The organism is Streptomyces sp. NPDC055254, from assembly GCF_053606025.1.
This window is the reverse complement of record NZ_JBSGQV010000007.1, coordinates 1-17,250: the sequence shown is the minus strand read 5'-3', so window position 1 is coordinate 17,250 and position 17,250 is coordinate 1. Positions and strand designations below refer to the sequence as shown.

The following is a 17,250-nucleotide window of genomic DNA, read 5'->3' as shown; positions in this document are numbered from 1 at the left end:
TGTCGCCTAGGTTAACGAGCGCTAACGGCCCTGTCTAGAATGGTTTCCCATGAGCACCAGAGCGGCCGCCCCCACCCGTCGCGAGCAGATCCTCAGTGAGGCCGCTCGCCTCTTCGCCGCGCGTGGGTTCCACGGCGTGGGCGTCGACGAGATAGGGGCCGCGGTGGGCATCAGCGGCCCCGGCCTGTACCGGCACTTCGCGGGCAAGGACGCGATGCTGGCCGAGCTCCTGGTCGGCATCAGCGAACGGCTGCTGACCGGAGGCCGGCGCCGGGTGGAGGAGGCGGCGGGCGACCCGGCGCTGGTCCTGTCCTCCCTCATCGACGGCCACATCGACTTCGCCCTCGACGACCGGGCGCTGATCACCCTCCACGACCGCGAGCTCGACCGGCTCCGCGAGGCCGACCGCAAGCTCGTGCGCCAGCTCCAGCGCCAGTACGTGGAGCTGTGGGTGGCGGTCGTACGGGAACTGCACCCGGAGGTGGGAGAGGCGGAGGTACGGGTCTCCGTGCACGCGGTGTTCGGCCTGCTGAACTCCACCCCCCATCTGGCAGCACTCGGCCGGGAGGCGACCGAATCGCTGCTCCGGCGACTCGCGCACGGCGCGTTCGGAGCCCTGTCGCGGTGACCCGGCGCGTCCGCCGACCGGGACGGACGGGACGCCTCCGGCCGCGCGACGGCAGAATGGCCGTATGCCGAAGCCGATAGAGACGCCCGACCGATCTGTTGAAACGCCGAGCCGCGCCGAACTCGTCGACCACCTGGTCCGCACGCGCATCGCGGGGCAGGTCGCCACGCCGCGCGAGAACAACCTCGCCCACTACAGGAAGCTCGCCAACGGCGACCGGCACTACTGGCTCGGCCTGGAGCTGGGCGACCGCTGGACCGACGAGCAGGACGTCCTCGCGGTGATGGCGGAGCGCTGCGGCGTGGTGGACGACCCGGCGCACCGCTTCGGCCAGGACACCATCGACCCCGAACTGACCGTGTCCGGCCTGGACCGGATGGCCGCCCGGCTGCGGAAGGCCGCGCTGGACCGGCAGAGCGTGCTGCTGGCCACCGGCCACCCGGGGGGCCTGCTCGACGTGCACCGGGCGACGGCCGAGGCGCTGCGCGCGGCGGGCTGCGAGATCGTGGTCGTCCCGAGCGGTCTGACGGCCGACGAGGGCTCCGTGTGGCAGTTCGCGGACGTCGCGGTGCTGGAGCGGGGCGCGACGCTGTGGCACACGCACTCCCCGGAGCCGATGGCCGCGATCCTGGACGGCCTCGCGGCAGCGGACCGCCCCCTGCCGGACCTGGTCGTCGCCGACCACGGCTGGGCGGGCTGCGCGGCCCAGCGGGGGCTGGACGCGGTGGGCTACGCGGACTGCAACGACCCGGCGCTGTTCCTCGGCGAGGCGGAGGGCACGCTGCAGGTCGCGGTCCCGCTGGACGACCACGTCCGGGACCCGCGGTTCTACGACCCGCTGGTGGCCTACCTCCTCGCCGCCGCGGGCCTCCTGGACGCGTAGACCGTCCGGACCTTCCGGCGCGCCGGGGCTCTGCCGCGGAGCCCCGGGGGTGCGGCGGAATCACATCCGGAGGCGCGGTGGATCACGCCCGGGGGGTGCGGCGGTTCACCCCCGGGGGACGCGGACCACGCCCTCCTGGATCACGGTCACGGCCAGCCGGCCGTCCTGGGTCCAGATGCGGGCCTGGCCCAGGCCCCGCCCGGCGGAGGCCGAGGGGGACTCCTGGTCGTACAGCAGCCACTCGTCCGCGCGGAACGGCCGGTGGAACCACATCGCGTGGTCCAGGGAGGCGCCCACCACGTCGCCGACCGCCCATCCGCCCCGGCCGTGCGCGAGCAGCACCGAGTCCAGCAGGGTCATGTCCGAGACGTACGTGGCCAGGCAGGTGTGCAGCAGGGCGTCGTCGCTCTCCAGCTTGCCGGCCGTACGGAACCACACCTGGGTGCGCGGCTCCACGGGCTCGCCGACGCTGCCCCACGGCGGCGTGGTCGCGTAGCGCAGGTCCACCGCGCCGCGCGCCTCGATGAGCCGCTCCACCGTGCCCGGGTCGCGGAAGATCCCCCGGTACGCGGGCAGTGACTCGGCCGCCGTGGGAAGGGTCTCCGGGTCCGGGGCCGAGGGCATGGCGCTCTGGTGGTCCAGCCCCTCCTCGTGCGTCTGGAACGACGCCGAGAGGTGGAAGATCGGCTGGCCGTGCTGGACGGCGACGACCCGGCGCGTGGTGAAGGAGCGCCCGTCGCGGATCCGGTCCACCGAGTACACGATGGGCGCGCCCGGGTCCCCCGCGCGCAGGAAGTACGAGTGCAGGGAGTGCGCCGTGCGGTCGGCGGGCACGGTCCGCCCGGCCGCGACCAGGGCCTGGGCCGCGACCTGGCCGCCGAAGACGCGCGGTACCAGCGCCGAACGGCTGGTACCGCGGAAGATGTTCTCCTCGATCTGCTCCAGGTCGAGCAGATCGAGGAGCGTCGTCAGTGCCTCGTTCATGGGGGAAGGGTAGGTGCCCCGACTCCCCTACAGACCCATGGACTTGGCGATGATGGACTTCATGACCTCGCTGGTGCCGCCGTAGATGCGGTTCACGCGGTTGTCGGCGTAGAGGCGGGCGATCGGGTACTCGTTCATGTAGCCGTAGCCGCCGTGCAGCTGGAGGCACTTGTCGATGACGCGGTGCGCGACCTCGGTGCAGAACAGCTTCGCGGAGGCGGCCTCCGCGGCGGTCAGCTCACCGGCGTCCAGGGCCTCCAGGGCGCGGTCGGCGACGGCCTCGGCGGCGTCCACCTCGGCCTGGCAGGCGGCCAGCTCGAACTTGGTGTTCTGGAAGTGCGCGACCGGCTTGCCGAAGACGGTGCGCTCCGTCACGTACTGCTGGGCGAACCGGATGGCGGCCTTGGCCTGGGCGTACGCACCGAAGGCGATGCCCCAGCGCTCGGAGGGCAGGTTGGCGCCGAGGTAGTAGAAGCCCTTGTTCTCCTCGCCCATCAGGTCCTCGACCGGGACCTTGACGTCGACGAACGCCAGCTCGGCCGTGTCGGAGGTGCGCAGGCCCAGCTTGTCGAGCTTGCGGCCGATGGAGTAGCCCGCGGACTTGGTGTCCACGGCGAACAGGGAGATGCCGAAGCGGCGGTCGTCCTCGCGCGGGGCGGAGGTGCGGGCGCAGACGATCACGCGGTCGGCGTGCACGCCGCCGGTGATGAAGGTCTTGGAGCCGTTGAGGACGTAGTGGGTGCCGTCCTCGGAGAGCTTGGCGGTGGTCTTCATGCCCGCGACGTCGGAGCCGGTGCCCGGCTCGGTCATCGCCAGCGCCCACATCTCCTCGCCGGTGACGAACTTCGGCAGGTAGCGCTTCTTCTGCTCGTCGGTGGAGAGCATCTTGATGTAGGGCAGGGCCAGCAGCACGTGGACGCCGGAGCCGCCGAAGTTCACTCCCGCGCGGGAGGTCTCCTCGTAGAGCACGGCTTCGAACTTGTGCGTGTCCAGGCCCGCGCCACCGAACTCCTCGGGCACGCTGATGCCGAAGACGCCCAGGTCACCGAGCTTGTAGTAGAAGTCGCGCGGCGCCTGACCGGCGGCGAACCACTCGTCGTAGACGGGGACGACCTCGGCCTCGATGAAGGCGCGGATGGTGTCCCGGAACGCCTCGTGGTCCTCGTTGTAAACGGTACGGCGCACGGCCGGCTCCCCTCTTTGCGGCTGAACCGCCGCCGCTCTCGCGGGGGTGGTCGCGCGCCGTAGTGGTTCGTCAATACATGGCGGGCGCCTAAGCGCTTGCTCAGATTAAGTTACCGGCGAGTTGTTGCCGGTGTCCAGAGTGGGGCGGCAAAGGCGCCGAACGTCACGACGGCGGTGCCGACCGCGCTCTCCCGCAGCTCGGCGGGTACCCGGTCACCGGTGTGGGGTAGATCACCAGGGCGCTGACGGGCGGCCGGTGCGAGGCGTTCGGCGAGGGCGCGTTCCCGGCCGGCCGGTACGGATCCGGGCAAGCCGGACGTCGCGGGGGCGCCCCCGAGCCCTGGGCGGCGCGGGGCCGCTCGCCCCCGGGCCCCGGGCGGCACGGGGCCGCTCACTCCCCGGCGGTCGGCGGGCCGTTCCGGTCGGCGCGGGCGTGGCGCAGCGCGAACCACAGCTCCATGCGGGTGTCCGGGTCGTCGAGGTCGACGGCCAGCAGGTCGGCGCAGCGGGCGACGCGCTGGCGGACGGTGTTGCGGTGCACCCCGAGGGCGGCGGCCGTACGGTCCCACCCGCCGTGGTGCGCCAGCCAGGCCCGCAGCGTCTCCCGCAGCGCCGGGCCCAGCGGGGCGAGCAGCGCCTCGGCGTGGGCCAGGGCCTCGGCGGGGTCCAGGAGGGCGGCCAGGCCACCGGGGGAGTGCCGGGCCAGCGGGATGCGGGCGGCCAGGGCCCGGTCCAGGGCCCGTGCGGCCTGGAGCCCGGCGGCGGCCAGCCCGCCCGGCGCCGCCGGGGCGCTCACCCCCAGCCGCCACCCGGGGCGGGGGGCGGGCTCCCGGTCGGTGAGCAGGCGTACGGGGTCGGCGCGCGGGTCCACCAGTACGGTGCCCAGCGCCGCGGCCAGGGCCCGCGGGTCACCGGCGCCGCGTGCGTGGACGACGTACCAGGGCCCGCCGGCCAGCGCCCGGGCCGGATCCCCGTCGAGGAGGAGCCCGGTCAACGCGGCGGCCGCGTCCCCGGCGGGCGGTCGGGACGCCGTGAGCAGGGTCAGCAGTACGGCCGCCACGGAGGCGATGGTGTGATCCCCCGCCCCCCGCCCGTACGTGGCCACCCCGAGCGCCCGCACCTCTCCGGCCCCGTCCGCCCCACCCGCGACGGGCGCGGTGGCCCGCGGTGCGGGCGTGGTGGTCCCGGGTGCGGAAGGGGTGGACGCGGGCGTTCCGGTGGCCCGGGCCCCGGGCGCGGTGGGTGTGGCCCAAGGTGCGGGCGCGGTGGTCTCGGGTGCGGTAGGGGTGGACGCGGGCGTTCCGGTGGCCCGGGCCCCGGGCGCGGCCTGCCCGGCCCAAGGTGCGGGCGCGGTGGTCCCGGGTGCGGTAGGGGTGGATGCGGGCGTTCCGGTGGCCCGGGGCGCGGGCGCGGCGGCCGCGCCCGCGCCGCCGCCCTCCGTCGCGGGGGCCGAGTCGGCGTCCCCCGTGCTCCCGCCCACCGCGGGGCCCGCGCTCGGCGCACCCGCGGCGGGCGCGGTGGGAGCGGTCGCGGCGGATGCTTCCGGGCCCGCTCCCGGCGGCACCGGCGCGGGGGCTCCGGCCGGGCCGGTGGACGCCGGCGTCGCGGAAGGCCTGGGCGGGACTCCGCTCGGGCCGGTGGCCGGCGGGGTCGCGGAAGCTCCTGCCGGGCCCGGGGCTCCTGCCGGGCCCGGGGCTCCTGCCGGGCCCGGGGCTCCCGCCGGGCCCGGGGCTCCTGCCGGGGACGGGTCGCGGGAGAGGGCGTAGGCCGCCAGGTGCCAGCCGGCGGACTGGTCCGTTGCCGTCGCGGGGCCGGCGGGGCGGCCGACCCGGGCCAGCAGCGCGGCCAGCGCCCCGGCCACCGGCGGCGGCAGCGGCGCGCCCGCCGACCGGCCGTCCGGCGCCAGCTCGACCCGGCCGCCCAGCGTCGAGGCCAGCCGGGCGACCACCGCCGCCACCGGATCCGGCCGGGCGGCCGCCGCGGCGAGCGACTGCTGCGCCTCGGTGACCCGGCGCAGCTCCCGCGTACGGGCCTGCGCCATCAGCCGCCAGACCGTACGGGCCACCGCCGTGAACGGGGTCCCCGGCGGCACCTCCAGCAGCGCGAGCCCGTACCGGGCACACGCCGCGACCAGCGCCGGCGGCACCTCCTCGTGCACGGGGGCCACGCCGAAGCCGAGCGCGGCCACCCCGGCCCCGGCGAGCCGCGCCACGTACCTCTCGGCCTCCGCGGCCCCGGCAGCCCCGGCCGGTTCCGCCCCGGCGGTCAGCAGCAACTCCCCGCCCAACAGGTACGGCGACGGGTCCGCCATCTCCGAGGCGTGCACCCCGTGCACCTCGGCCTCCGCCGGCCCCGCCAGCAGGCGCAGCCCGAGATCCCGGTCGGCCAGCAGCGCGCCCAGCGCCACCGGCGCCACCGGCGGTCCGGCGGGTCCCGCCTCGGCGTGGATCGAAGCCGGCATGGATGCTCCGTACAGTTGGAGAGGACGCTATGGATGAAACGTACACTTCGCGCCCTCCGCGCACCCCCTTACGCTCGAAGGACCGCACCCGCACCCGCACGACCTTCAGAAGGGCCCCCCTCATGAGCACGCAGCCGCGCGGACCCGTCGACTCCTCCCGCATCCCGCGCTACGCGGGCCCGGCGACCTTCGCCCGGCTGCCCCGCCTCGACGAGGTCGGCTCCGCCGACGTGGCCATCGTCGGCGTCCCCTTCGACTCCGGTGTCTCGTACCGGCCCGGCGCCCGCTTCGGCGGCAACGCGATCCGCGAGGCCTCGCGCCTGCTGCGCCCGTACAACCCGGCCCAGGACGCCTCCCCCTTCGCCCTGGCGCAGGTCGCGGACGCCGGTGACATCGCCGTGAACCCCTTCAACATCAACGAGGCCGTCGACACGGTCGAAGCCGCCGCCGACGAGCTGCTCGGCGCCGGTTCCCGCCTGATGACCCTCGGCGGCGACCACACCATCGCCCTCCCGCTGCTCCGTTCGGTGGCGAAGAAGCACGGCCCGGTCGCCCTGCTGCACTTCGACGCGCACCTGGACACCTGGGACACCTACTTCGGCGCCGAGTACACCCACGGCACCCCGTTCCGCCGCGCCGTCGAAGAGGGCATCCTCGACACCGAGGCGCTGTCGCACGTCGGTACCCGCGGCCCGCTGTACGGCAAGCAGGACCTCGACGACGACGCCAAGATGGGCTTCGGCATCGTCACCTCGGCCGACGTCTACCGGCGCGGCGCCGACGAGGTCGCGGACCAGCTGCGCCAGCGCATCGGCGACCGCCCGCTCTACATCTCGATCGACATCGACGTGCTCGACCCGGCGCACGCCCCCGGCACGGGCACCCCGGAGGCGGGCGGCATGACCTCCCGCGAGCTGCTGGAGATCATCCGCGGTCTGTCGTCCTGCAACCTCGTCTCCGCCGACGTCGTCGAGGTCGCCCCGGCGTACGATCACGCCGAGATCACCTCGGTCGCGGCCTCGCACACCGCGTACGAGCTCACCACGATCATGAGCCGTCAGATCGCGGCGGCGAAGGCGAAGGGCATCTGACACCGTGACGCACGACCACGACCTGGTACTCCGTCCCACCGAGGCCCAGACGGCGGCCGCCCTCGCGCCGCCGCCGGGGCGGACGGGCGGGGACCTGGTCGTGGAGACGCTGCGTTCGCTGGGCGCGACCACCGTGTTCGGGCTGCCCGGCCAGCACGCGTTGGGCATCTTCGACGCGGTGGGCCGCTCCGACCTGCGGTTCATCGGGCTCCGTACGGAGAACAACGCCGGGTTCGCGGCCGACGCGTACGGCCGCATCACGGGCGAGGCCGTACCGCTGCTGCTGTCCACCGGACCGGGCGCGCTGATGGCGCTGCCCGCCCTGGCCGAGGCGGCCGCCGCGTCGGCGCCGGTCCTCGCCCTCTCCTCCCAGGTGCCCGTCGCGGGCCTGGGCGGCGGCCGGCGCGGGCACCTGCACGAGCTGCGCGACCAGTCCGCGTCCTTCCGGGACGTGGTCAAGTCCGTCCACGTGGCCCGGACCCCGTCCCAGATCCCCACCGCCGTCGCGCAGGCCTGGGAGTCCGCGCTCACCGCACCGCACGGCCCGGTATGGGTCGAGATCCCCGAGGACGTCCTGCGGGCGGAGACGATCGTCCCGCCCGTCACCGGCATGGACGCGACCCCGCACGAGCTCGCGCCGAGGCCCGAACTGACGGCGGTCGCGGCCCACTGGCTGTCCCACGCGGAACGCCCGGTGATCATCGCCGGCGGCGGTGTCGTCCGCGCGGACGCGGCGGGCAAGCTCAAGCAGCTGGCCGAGCGCCTGAACGCCCCGGTGGTCACCACCTTCGGCGGCAAGGGCGCCTTCCCGTGGACCCACCCGCTGTCCCTCCAGTCCTGGCTGGAGGACCGCCACATGACGGACTTCCTGGAGGACGCGGACGTCCTGCTGGTCGTCGGCTCGGGGCTGGGCGAACTGTCCTCGAACTACCACACCTTCTTCCCCACCGGCCGGGTCGTCCAGATCGAGGCCGACCTCGGCAAGCTGGAGTCCAACCACGCCGGCCTGGGCATCCACGCCGACGCCCGCCTCGGGCTCCAGGCCCTGCTGGAGACGGTGTCCGAGCGCGAGGACCCGGCCGCGCCGCAACGGGTGAAGCTGCTGCTGGCGGACATCGCGGCCCGCCTGGCCGAGCAGGACGTGGCCCTGGAGCAGGAACTGCTGACCTCGATCCGCGCCGCCCTGCCCGCCCGCTCGCCGTCCTTCTGGGACATGACGATCCTGGGCTACTGGGCCTGGTCGGCCTTCGACGCGAAGCACCCGAACACCATGCACTCGGCCCAGGGCGCCGGCGGACTGGGCTACGCCTTCCCGGCGGCGCTGGGCGCGTGCGCCGCGGAACCGGGCACCCCCGTACTGGCCGTCTCGGGCGACGGCGGCGCGATGTACTCGCTCGCGGACCTGGCCACCGCCCGCCAGCACGACCTCGACGTCACCTGGCTGATCGTGGACGACGGGGGCTACGGCATCCTGCGCGCGTACATGACGGACTCCTTCGGCCGTGCGACGGCCACCGAGCTCACCCGCCCCGACTTCGTCGCCCTGGCCGCCTCCTTCGGCGTCCCGGCGGCCACCACGGTCCCGGCCACCCTCCGCGAGGACCTCGCCGCGTCCCTCGCCACCCCGGGCCCCTCCCTCCTGGTCCTGCGCACGACCCTCAAGATGTTCGCCCCGACCCACATCTAGAGCCGCCGCCGGACGCGGCCCCTCCGTGCGGCGTTCGGCCCCGCCGGGTTTGCCGGCCCGCACGTCAACCCGTTCGATTGTTGCGGCGGGATGAAATCCGCCGGTCGGCGCGTTGGGGGAGGCGGCAGGACAGGACGAACGGGGAGGCACCACGTGGCGGCGGCGGAGACTGCGACCGGGGAGAAACAGGGCTGGGGCAGGAGGCTCGTCGCATACGCCTGGCGGTACAGGCTCAACGTGCTGCTCGCGCTCGGTTCCTCGCTCGGCGGCATGGCCGTCATGGCGCTCGTGCCGCTGGTCACCAAGGTGATCATCGACGACGTCATCGGCGACCGGAGCCGGCCCATGGGGCTCTGGGCCGGGATGCTCATAGCCGCCGCCCTGCTCGTGTACGTGCTCACGTACATCCGCAGGTACTACGGCGGGCGCCTCGCCCTCGACGTGCAGCACGACCTGCGCACGGACATGTACGACACCATCGCCCGGCTCGACGGCCGGCGGCAGGACGAGCTGTCCACCGGGCAGGTCGTCGGCCGGGCCACCACCGACCTCCAGCTCATCCAGGGCCTGCTCTTCATGCTGCCCATGACCATCGGGAACTTCCTGCTCTTCGGGATGTCCCTCGGGATCATGCTGTGGCTCTCGCCGCTGCTGACCCTCGTCGCGCTGCTCATGGCCCCCGCCCTCTGGTTCATCGCCAAGCGCAGCCGCAAGAAGCTCTTCCCCGCCACCTGGTACGCCCAGGGCCAGGCCGCCGCCGTCGCGGGCGTCGTCGACGGGGCCGTGACCGGCGTGCGCGTCGTCAAGGGCTTCGGCCAGGAGGAGCAGGAGACCGGCAAGCTCCGCGAAGCCGGCCGCAGGCTCTTCGCCGGGCGGATGCGCACCATCCGCCTCAACTCCCGCTACACCCCCGCCCTGCAGGCGGTCCCGGCCCTCGCGCAGGTGGCCATGCTGGCGCTCGGCGGCTGGCTGGCGACCCGCGGCCAGGTCACCCTCGGCACCTTCGTCGCCTTCTCCACCTACCTCGCCCAGCTCGTCGGCCCCGTCCGGATGCTCGCCATGGTGCTCACCGTCGGCCAGCAGGCCCGCGCCGGCGCGGAGCGCGTCTTCGAACTCATCGACACCGCACCGGTCATCCGGGAAGGGGAGCACGAGCTCCCCGCCGACGCGCCCGCCACCGTGGAGTTCGACGGCGTCCGCTTCGGGTACGACCCCGAGCGGCCGGTCCTCGACGGGTTCTCGCTGTCCCTCGCCGAGGGGGAGACCATCGCCCTCGTCGGCGCGTCCGGCAGCGGGAAGTCCACCGTCTCCCTGCTGCTGCCGCGCTTCTACGACGCCGACGCCGGCACCGTCCGGGTCGGCGGCCACGACGTCCGCGAGCTGACCTACGGGTCGCTGCGCGCCGCCATCGGACTCGTCCCCGAGGACTCCTTCCTCTTCTCCGACTCCATCCGCGCCAACATCACCTACGGGCACCCCGGTGCCACCGACGCACAGGTCGAGGCCGCCGCCCGGGCCGCCCAGGCCGACGGGTTCATCAGGGCCCTGCCCGCCGGGTACGACACCAAGGTCGGCGAGCAGGGCCTGACCCTCTCAGGCGGCCAGCGCCAGCGCATCGCCCTGGCCCGCGCCATCCTCACCGACCCCCGGCTGCTGCTCCTCGACGACGCCACCTCCGCCGTGGACGCGCGGGTCGAGCACGAGATCCACGAGGCGCTGCGGGCCGTGATGGCCGGCCGGACCACCCTCCTGATCGCCCACCGCCGCTCCACCCTCGCGCTGGCCGACCGGATCGCCGTACTGGACCGGGGGCGGCTCGTCGACATCGGTACGCACGAGGAGCTGGAGCGCCGCTCCGCCCTGTACCGCAGGCTGCTCACCGACCCGGACGCGCTGGGCGCGGCGTCGCCCCGCACTCCGGAGGCGCTGGCGCTCGGCGAGTTCGAGCGCGACGCCGACCGCGACCTGGAACGGGACATCGAGATCGAGGCCGAGATCGACTCGGAGCCGGTCAACGCCAAGCGCCGGGTCGGGGGCGGGATCACCCCCGAGCTCTGGCGGCGCCAGGAAGAGGACCGCGACGGGTGCGCCGCCGCTCCCGTCGCCGCCGGCGCGGCGCCCGGAGCCGGGCACTCGATGGCCGGGGCCGCGGCCGGCATGCCCGCCACGCCCGAACTGCTCGCCCAGGTCGCCGCGCTGCCGCCCGCCGACGACACCCCCGAGGTGGACGAGACCCGCGCCGCCTCCGCCGAGGAGAGCTACGGCCTGCGCCGCCTGCTCCACGGCTTCTGGGCGCCGCTGGCCGTCAGCCTGGGTCTGGTCGCCCTCGACGCGGGGGCCGGTCTGCTCCTGCCGATCCTGATCCGGTACGGCATCGACCGGGGCGTCGAGCAGGCCGTCCTCGGAGCCGTCTGGCTGGCGGCGGGGCTCGCCCTCGCCGTGGTCGTCGCGCAGTGGGCCGCGCAGTTCGCCGAGACGCGGATGACGGGCCGTACCGGCGAACGCGTGCTGTACGCCCTGCGCGTCAAGATCTTCGCCCAGCTCCAGCGCCTCGGCCTCGACTACTACGAGCGCGAGCTCACCGGCAAGATCATGACCCGGATGACCACGGACGTGGACGCCCTGGCCACCTTCCTGCAGACCGGGCTCGTCACCGCCGTCGTCTCCGTCTTCACCTTCTTCGGCATCCTGGTCGCCCTGCTCGTCCTCGACGTCGAGCTCGCACTGATCGTCTTCGCCACCCTGCCCGTCCTGGTGATCGGCACGGCCGTCTTCCGCCGCAAGTCGGTCGCCGCCTACGAGCTGGCCCGCGACCGGGTCGGCCTCGTCAACGCCGACCTCCAGGAATCGGTTTCCGGGCTCCGCATCGTCCAGGCCTTCCGCCGCGAGGGCTCCGGCGCCCAGCGGTTCGCGGAGCGCAGCGACGCGTACCGCGAGGCCCGGGTCCGCGGCCAGTGGCTGATCTCCGTCTACTTCCCGTTCGTGCAGCTGCTGTCCTCGGGGGCCGCGGCCGCCGTGCTGATCGTCGGCGCGGGCCGGGTGGAGGCGGGCACCCTGACCACCGGCGCGCTGGTGGCGTACCTGCTCTACATCGACCTGTTCTTCGCCCCCGTCCAGCAGCTCTCCCAGGTCTTCGACGGCTACCAGCAGGCCACCGTCTCCCTCGGCCGGATCCAGGGGCTGCTGCGCGAACCCACCACCACCCCTCGCCCGGCGGAGCCCCGCGATGTGCCGCGGCTGCGCGGGGAGATCGCCTTCGAGGACGTCCGCTTCCAGTACGGAACCGCCGAGGAGCGCGGGGAGAAGGGGGAGGCGCTGGCCGGAATCGACCTGCGCATCCCCGCCGGGCAGACCGTCGCCTTCGTCGGCGAGACCGGGGCGGGCAAGTCCACCCTCGTCAAGATGGTCGCCCGGTTCTACGATCCGACCTCCGGCCGGATCACCGCCGACGGCGCGGACCTGCGGGAGCTCGACCTGACGGCGTACCGCCACCGGCTCGGCGTCGTCCCCCAGGAGTCGTACCTCTTCCAGGGGACCGTACGGGACGCCATCGCCTACGGGCGGCCCGGCGCGAGCGACGCGGAGGTGGAGGCCGCCGCCCGCGCGGTCGGCGCCCACGACATGGTCGCCACGCTCGACGGCGGCTACCTGCACACGGTCGCCGAGCGCGGCCGCAACCTTTCGGCGGGCCAGCGCCAGCTGATCGCGCTCGCCCGGGCCGAGCTCGTCGACCCCGACGTGCTGCTCCTCGACGAGGCCACGGCCGCCCTCGACCTGGCCACCGAGGCCCAGGTCAACCGGGCGACCGACCGCCTCGCCGGCAAGCGCACCACGCTGGTCGTCGCGCACCGCCTGACCACCGCCGCCCGCGCGGACCGGGTCGTGGTCATGGACCGGGGCCGGGTCGTCGAGGACGGCAGCCACGCCGAACTCCTGGCGCTCGGCGGCCGGTACGCCGAACTGTGGCGCACCTTCGTCGGGGAGGACGAACGGGCCGCGGCCTAGCCGTATCGCTCACGAGCGGCCCCCACGGGGACCGGTGTGCCCGCGGACCGAGGAGCCGGCCCGGGGGAATCAGAGCTCGCCGAAGAGCAGGTTGCCCGGGGCGTCCTCGTCGGTGCCCGTGCAGTACTCCCGTACCGCGTCAAGGGCGTCCGGCGGGCGGGCGCGGCATCCGTTGTGTCCGCCGGTATCGGCAGGGTCGACCGACCGGTGGGCCGTCCGGTCCGGGGCCGTACCCGCCGCAACCTTCCGGGGGATCCGGGCGTCGTACGTGCGTACGCACGTGGTACGTACGACTGATCGGGGGACAGGGTGGTACAGAGGTGGCGGGGGAGGCGGTGGCGGCGGGGCCTCGGCCGGCGGGTCACGCCCCCGGCGGTGCTCGCGGCGGCGCTGTGGCTCTGCGTCGGCGGCCTGTTCGCGGCCCCGGACGCCGACGCGGCGCCCGGCGGTTGCGCCGGCCGCCTCGCCAGGACGGTGTCCTTCACGACGGGCGAGGTGCGCGTGTACAAGAGCCGCACCCACGCCTGCGCGGTGACCGTGGCCCGGGGTTCGGGGGAGCGGCGGATGGCCGTGAGCATCCAGGCCCGGGGCGGTGCCCCGGTGCGCGTGGCGGGCCGGTTCGACCGGCGCACGGGGCCCGTTACGGTCGCCGCGATCAGCCGTTGCGTGTACGTACGGGGGCGAGTCGGCCCGGGATCGGCTGATTCCGGCTGGATTCTGTGCTGACGGAGCGGCCCAACTAGGTCTGTTCACAGCCGCGTTCACCCGGTTAGGTTCACGGCGACCGAAGTGAACTCAAGGGGAGGGTGAATGCGCAAGACGCTCGGATGGCTGCTGTCACTCGTGGTGCTGATCGGCACCATGGGTGCGGCCGGCTCCACGGCACAAGCGGCCACCGCCGCGGAGCCGGCGGCCGCCACGGACATCAAGGACCAGATCCTCGGCATTCCCGGGATGAGCCTGATCGAGGAGAAGCCGTACCCCGGCTACCGCTTCTTCGTACTGAACTACGAGCAGCCGGTGGACCACCGGAAGCCGTGGAAGGGCACCTTCAAGCAGCGCCTGACCCTGCTGCACAAGGACGTCTCGCGGCCGACGGTGTTCTTCACCTCCGGCTACAACGTCAACACCAACCCGCGCCGCAGCGAGCCGACGACCATCGTCGACGGCAACCAGGTGTCACTGGAGTATCGATTCTTCACGCCCTCCCGGCCCGACCCGGCCAATTGGGCGAACCTGGACATCTGGCAGGCCGCCAGTGACCAGCACCGCCTCTTCACCGCCCTGAAGAAGACCTACAAGAAGAACTGGCTGGCCACCGGCGGCAGCAAGGGCGGTATGACGGCGACGTACTACGAGCGCTTCTACCCGCGCGACATGGACGGCGTCGTCGCGTACGTCGCGCCCAACGACGTCAACGACAAGGAGGACTCGGCCTACGACCGGTTCTTCAACAAGGTCGGCACCAAGGAGTGCCGCGACCGCCTGAACGCCGTGCAGCGCGAGGCGCTCGTGCGCCGTGAGCCCCTGGAGGCCAAGTACGCGGCGGCCGCCGCCGAGAACGGCTGGACCTTCACCACCGTCGGCAGCCTCGACAAGGCCTACGAGGCCGTCGTGCTCGACTACGTGTGGGCCTTCTGGCAGTACAGCCTGCTCGCCGACTGCGCCACCATCCCGACCGCCGCGACCGCGTCGGACCAGGAGATCTGGGACACGATCGACGCCATCTCGGGCTTCTCGGCCTACGCCGACCAGGGCCTGCAGACCTACACGCCGTACTACTACCAGGCGGGTACGCAGCTCGGCTCCCCCGACATCAAGCTGCCGCACCTGGGCAACCTCAGCCGCTACGGCTACCAGCCGCCGCGCAACTTCGTTCCCAGCGACATCCCCATGACCTTCCAGCCGGGAGCCATGGCCGACGTGGACCGCTGGGTGCGCGACAACGCGCACCAGATGCTGTTCGTGAACGGGCAGAACGACCCGTGGGGCTCCGAGCCGTTCCGCATCGGGTACGGGGCGCACGACAGCTACGTGATGATCGCACCGGGCGCCAACCACGGTGCGAACGTCGCCAAGCTCCAGGAGGGCGAGCGGACGCTGGCCACCGCCAAGATCCTCCAGTGGGCGGGAGTGGCTCCGGCCGCCGCGCTCGCCGACACCGGCAAGGCCGCGCCGCTGGCGCAGCCGGACGCGGCGCTCGACCAGCACGAGACGGAGCGCGAGCCGCAGCTGCGGCCGTAATCCGTCACCGGCCAGGGGGGGCGCGTCCGCATCCACGGTGCGGGCGCGCCCCCCGCGCCGTCCGTCCCCCTCACCCGTACGTCAGGCCGTGCCGCAGCGGGTAGCGGCCCGGTACCGGGACCGGGAGACGGCCGCTGGGGCGCGCCGCCCCGGCGAGCACCCGGGCGGCCGCGCGCATCGCCACGTCCGTCCAGGAGTACGTCGCCAGTTCCGCCGCGCAGACCGGCAGCCGGGCCCCGTCGTACGGGTTGCGGATCGCCAGCGTGACCACCGGCACCCCGGTCGCCAGCAGTTCCTCGACCAGCGTGCGCTGCGGGCTGCTCCCCTCCGGGACGTTGTACGTGCACACCACCACCGCCGCGTGTCCGGCGGCCGAGGCGGCGGCGCCGCCGGGCGCCACCGCCGCCGCCCGGCAGCCGAGGGCGGTCAGTTCCCGGGCCAGTACCGCCGTAGGGGGGCCCGTCGTACCTGTGGGGGAGGCCGGGTCGGCCCCGGTGACCAGCAGCCGGGGGCCCGACGCCGCGTCGAACGGCAGCAGTCCGCCCGGATCGGCCAGCAGGGTCGTCGTACCCGCGGTGATCTCGTCGGCGGCGGCGAGGTGGGCGGCGGTGCCGACGACGGCGTCCACGGCGCCCGCCACCGGAACGGCCTGCGCGAACAGGCCCCGGCGCTCCTTCAGTTCGAGGATCCGCAGGACCGATTCCTCGATCCGCGCGCGGGAGAGCTCACCGGACCCTACGGCGGCGAGCACGCTGCGGTGGGCGAGCCCGAGGTCCGGCGGGTTCAGCAGCTGGTCGCAACCCGCCCGCAGGGCCAGTACGGGCACCCGGTCGTCCCCGTACTTCTGCCGGACCCCGGCCATGTCGAGGGCATCGGTCACCACCACGCCCGCGAAGCCGAGCCGTTCGCGCAGGATGCCCGTGACGATCGGCCGCGAGAGGGTCGCCGGGTCCCCGGAGGGATCCAGCGCGGGGAAGACGATGTGCGCCGTCATGACGGCGTCCACCCCCGCCTCCACCGCCGCCCGGAACGGCGGCTCGTCCAGCTCCTCCCACTGGGCGCGGGTGTGCCGCATCACCGGCAGTCCCACGTGGCTGTCGGTCTCCGTGTCGCCGTGGCCGGGGAAGTGCTTGGCGGTGGCGGCCACCCCGGCGCTCTGGTGGCCCGCCACCTGGGCCGCGACCAGTTCCGCCACGGCGTGCGGGTCGGAGCCGAAGGAGCGGACGCCGATGACCGGATTGGCCGGGTTGACGTTCACGTCGGCCACCGGCGCGTAGTCCTGCCGGATGCCCATCGCCGCCAGTTCGGCGCCCGCGATGCGCGCGGCCCGCAGGGCCTCCCGGGTGGAGCCCGTCGCGGCGTGCCCCGCGCCCAGGGCCATGGCTCCCGGAAGCAGGGTGGCGGGCTCGCCGATCCGGGCGACGGCGCCGTGCTCCTGGTCGGTGGAGAGCAGCAGCGGGATTCCGGCGCCGGAGCCGAGGGCGGCCCGCTGGAGGTCGCCCGACAGAGCGGCGATCTGCTGCGGGGTACGGGTGTTGTGGGCCCAGGCGAAGTAGATGACCCCGCCGAGGTGGTAGCGGGCCACGAGCTCGGCGGCCGTGCGCACCCCGAACAGCGCCATGTTCCGCTCGGCGTCCGCCGGGTCGGGGTCGGTGGCCGAATGGCCGTACGCCCGGGACACGAAGAGCTGCCCGACCAGTTCGGCGGGGCTCATCCCGGCGATCAGGCCGCGCAGCCGGTCCCGGTCGGGGGAGGGGACGGGCGGGCGCGGACCGGGGGCGCGCCGGGAGCCCGGGTCCGCCGGGGCTGCGGAGGCGGCCCCGGAGGCCGTGACGGCGGCCAGGGCGGCCGCGGCGAGCAGGGTCCGGCGGGAGGCGTGGTTCGGCACGCGCCGGACCCTACTGCGCGCCCGCGCCGACGGGGCCGGGGACACTCGGGAGGTCCCCCGGACGGGGCGTGGCCCCGCCGCGCGGCGGGGCCACGCCCCGGCGGGGGCCCCCGGGCGGCGGTGCCGCCGCGGGCGCCCCTCACCCCGCGGGCGCCCACGTGGCGGAGCCCCCGGCCCTCGGCCAACGCGGCCCG

11 protein-coding genes are annotated in these 17,250 nt (G+C 74.4%); 7 read left to right on the top strand and 4 right to left on the bottom strand.

The genetic code is table 11. The features are described from left to right. Positions 1–49: 49 nt before the first annotated feature. Complete coding sequence (locus ACWFQ8_RS09910) at positions 50–628, top strand: SACE_7040 family transcriptional regulator (protein ID WP_453785689.1); 579 nt, start codon at positions 50–52, stop codon at positions 626–628. 64 nt (positions 629–692) lie between these two features. Further along, the gene (locus ACWFQ8_RS09905; protein WP_453785688.1) at positions 693–1,511 is read left to right on the top strand and encodes a phosphatase; all 819 of its coding nucleotides are present in this window, start codon (positions 693–695) and stop codon (positions 1,509–1,511) included. A 105-nt stretch (positions 1,512–1,616) separates the two neighbouring features. Here the strand turns inward: ACWFQ8_RS09905 and tesB are convergent, their stop codons facing one another. The 3 genes from tesB to ACWFQ8_RS09890 form a co-directional block, all read right to left on the bottom strand. Continuing rightward, positions 1,617–2,495, bottom strand: a complete 879-nt coding sequence (tesB, locus tag ACWFQ8_RS09900) for an acyl-CoA thioesterase II (RefSeq protein ID WP_453785687.1) — start codon at positions 2,493–2,495, stop codon at positions 1,617–1,619. A 27-nt stretch (positions 2,496–2,522) separates the two neighbouring features. Further along, complete coding sequence (locus ACWFQ8_RS09895) at positions 2,523–3,680, bottom strand: acyl-CoA dehydrogenase family protein (protein ID WP_453785686.1); 1,158 nt, start codon at positions 3,678–3,680, stop codon at positions 2,523–2,525. 391 nt (positions 3,681–4,071) lie between these two features. Beyond that, positions 4,072–6,141, bottom strand: coding sequence for a helix-turn-helix domain-containing protein (locus ACWFQ8_RS09890; protein ID WP_453785685.1), 2,070 nt, complete (start codon positions 6,139–6,141; stop codon positions 4,072–4,074). 122 nt (positions 6,142–6,263) lie between these two features. Between ACWFQ8_RS09890 and speB the strand changes: the two genes are divergently transcribed. From speB to ACWFQ8_RS09865, 5 genes are all read left to right on the top strand, one after another. Then, positions 6,264–7,232 carry an agmatinase gene (speB, locus tag ACWFQ8_RS09885; RefSeq protein WP_453785684.1) on the top strand — a complete coding sequence of 323 codons (969 nt, stop codon included), beginning with the start codon at positions 6,264–6,266 and terminating at the stop codon, positions 7,230–7,232. 4 nt (positions 7,233–7,236) lie between these two features. Continuing rightward, on the top strand, positions 7,237–8,919 hold the full coding sequence (locus ACWFQ8_RS09880) for a thiamine pyrophosphate-binding protein (RefSeq protein ID WP_453785683.1): 1,683 nt from the start codon (positions 7,237–7,239) through the stop codon (positions 8,917–8,919). A 153-nt stretch (positions 8,920–9,072) separates the two neighbouring features. Continuing rightward, on the top strand, positions 9,073–12,924 hold the full coding sequence (locus ACWFQ8_RS09875) for an ABC transporter ATP-binding protein (protein ID WP_453785682.1): 3,852 nt from the start codon (positions 9,073–9,075) through the stop codon (positions 12,922–12,924). A gap of 375 nt (positions 12,925–13,299) precedes the next feature. Next, the gene (locus ACWFQ8_RS09870) at positions 13,300–13,650 is read left to right on the top strand and encodes a hypothetical protein (protein WP_453785681.1); all 351 of its coding nucleotides are present in this window, start codon (positions 13,300–13,302) and stop codon (positions 13,648–13,650) included. A gap of 84 nt (positions 13,651–13,734) precedes the next feature. Then, positions 13,735–15,168 carry a S28 family serine protease gene (locus ACWFQ8_RS09865; protein ID WP_453785680.1) on the top strand — a complete coding sequence of 478 codons (1,434 nt, stop codon included), beginning with the start codon at positions 13,735–13,737 and terminating at the stop codon, positions 15,166–15,168. Between the two features lie 70 nt (positions 15,169–15,238). Here ACWFQ8_RS09865 and ACWFQ8_RS09860 read toward each other — a convergent pair whose 3' ends face one another. Beyond that, entirely contained in the window at positions 15,239–17,056 is a 1,818-nt protein-coding gene (locus ACWFQ8_RS09860) for a glycoside hydrolase family 3 protein (protein ID WP_453785679.1), read from the bottom strand. Positions 17,057–17,250: the final 194 nt, after the last annotated feature.

What these genes read in the sequence shown, in the direction of transcription:
- ACWFQ8_RS09910 (WP_453785689.1), top strand. Translation starts at nt 50, where the DNA reads ATGAGCACCAGAGCGGCCGCCCCCACCCGTCGCGAGCAGATCCTCAGT.
- ACWFQ8_RS09905 (WP_453785688.1), top strand. Translation starts at nt 693, where the DNA reads ATGCCGAAGCCGATAGAGACGCCCGACCGATCTGTTGAAACGCCGAGC.
- tesB (WP_453785687.1), bottom strand. Translation starts at nt 2,495, where the DNA reads ATGAACGAGGCACTGACGACGCTCCTCGATCTGCTCGACCTGGAGCAG.
- ACWFQ8_RS09890 (WP_453785685.1), bottom strand. Translation starts at nt 6,141, where the DNA reads ATGCCGGCTTCGATCCACGCCGAGGCGGGACCCGCCGGACCGCCGGTG.
- speB (WP_453785684.1), top strand. Translation starts at nt 6,264, where the DNA reads ATGAGCACGCAGCCGCGCGGACCCGTCGACTCCTCCCGCATCCCGCGC.
- ACWFQ8_RS09865 (WP_453785680.1), top strand. Translation starts at nt 13,735, where the DNA reads ATGCGCAAGACGCTCGGATGGCTGCTGTCACTCGTGGTGCTGATCGGC.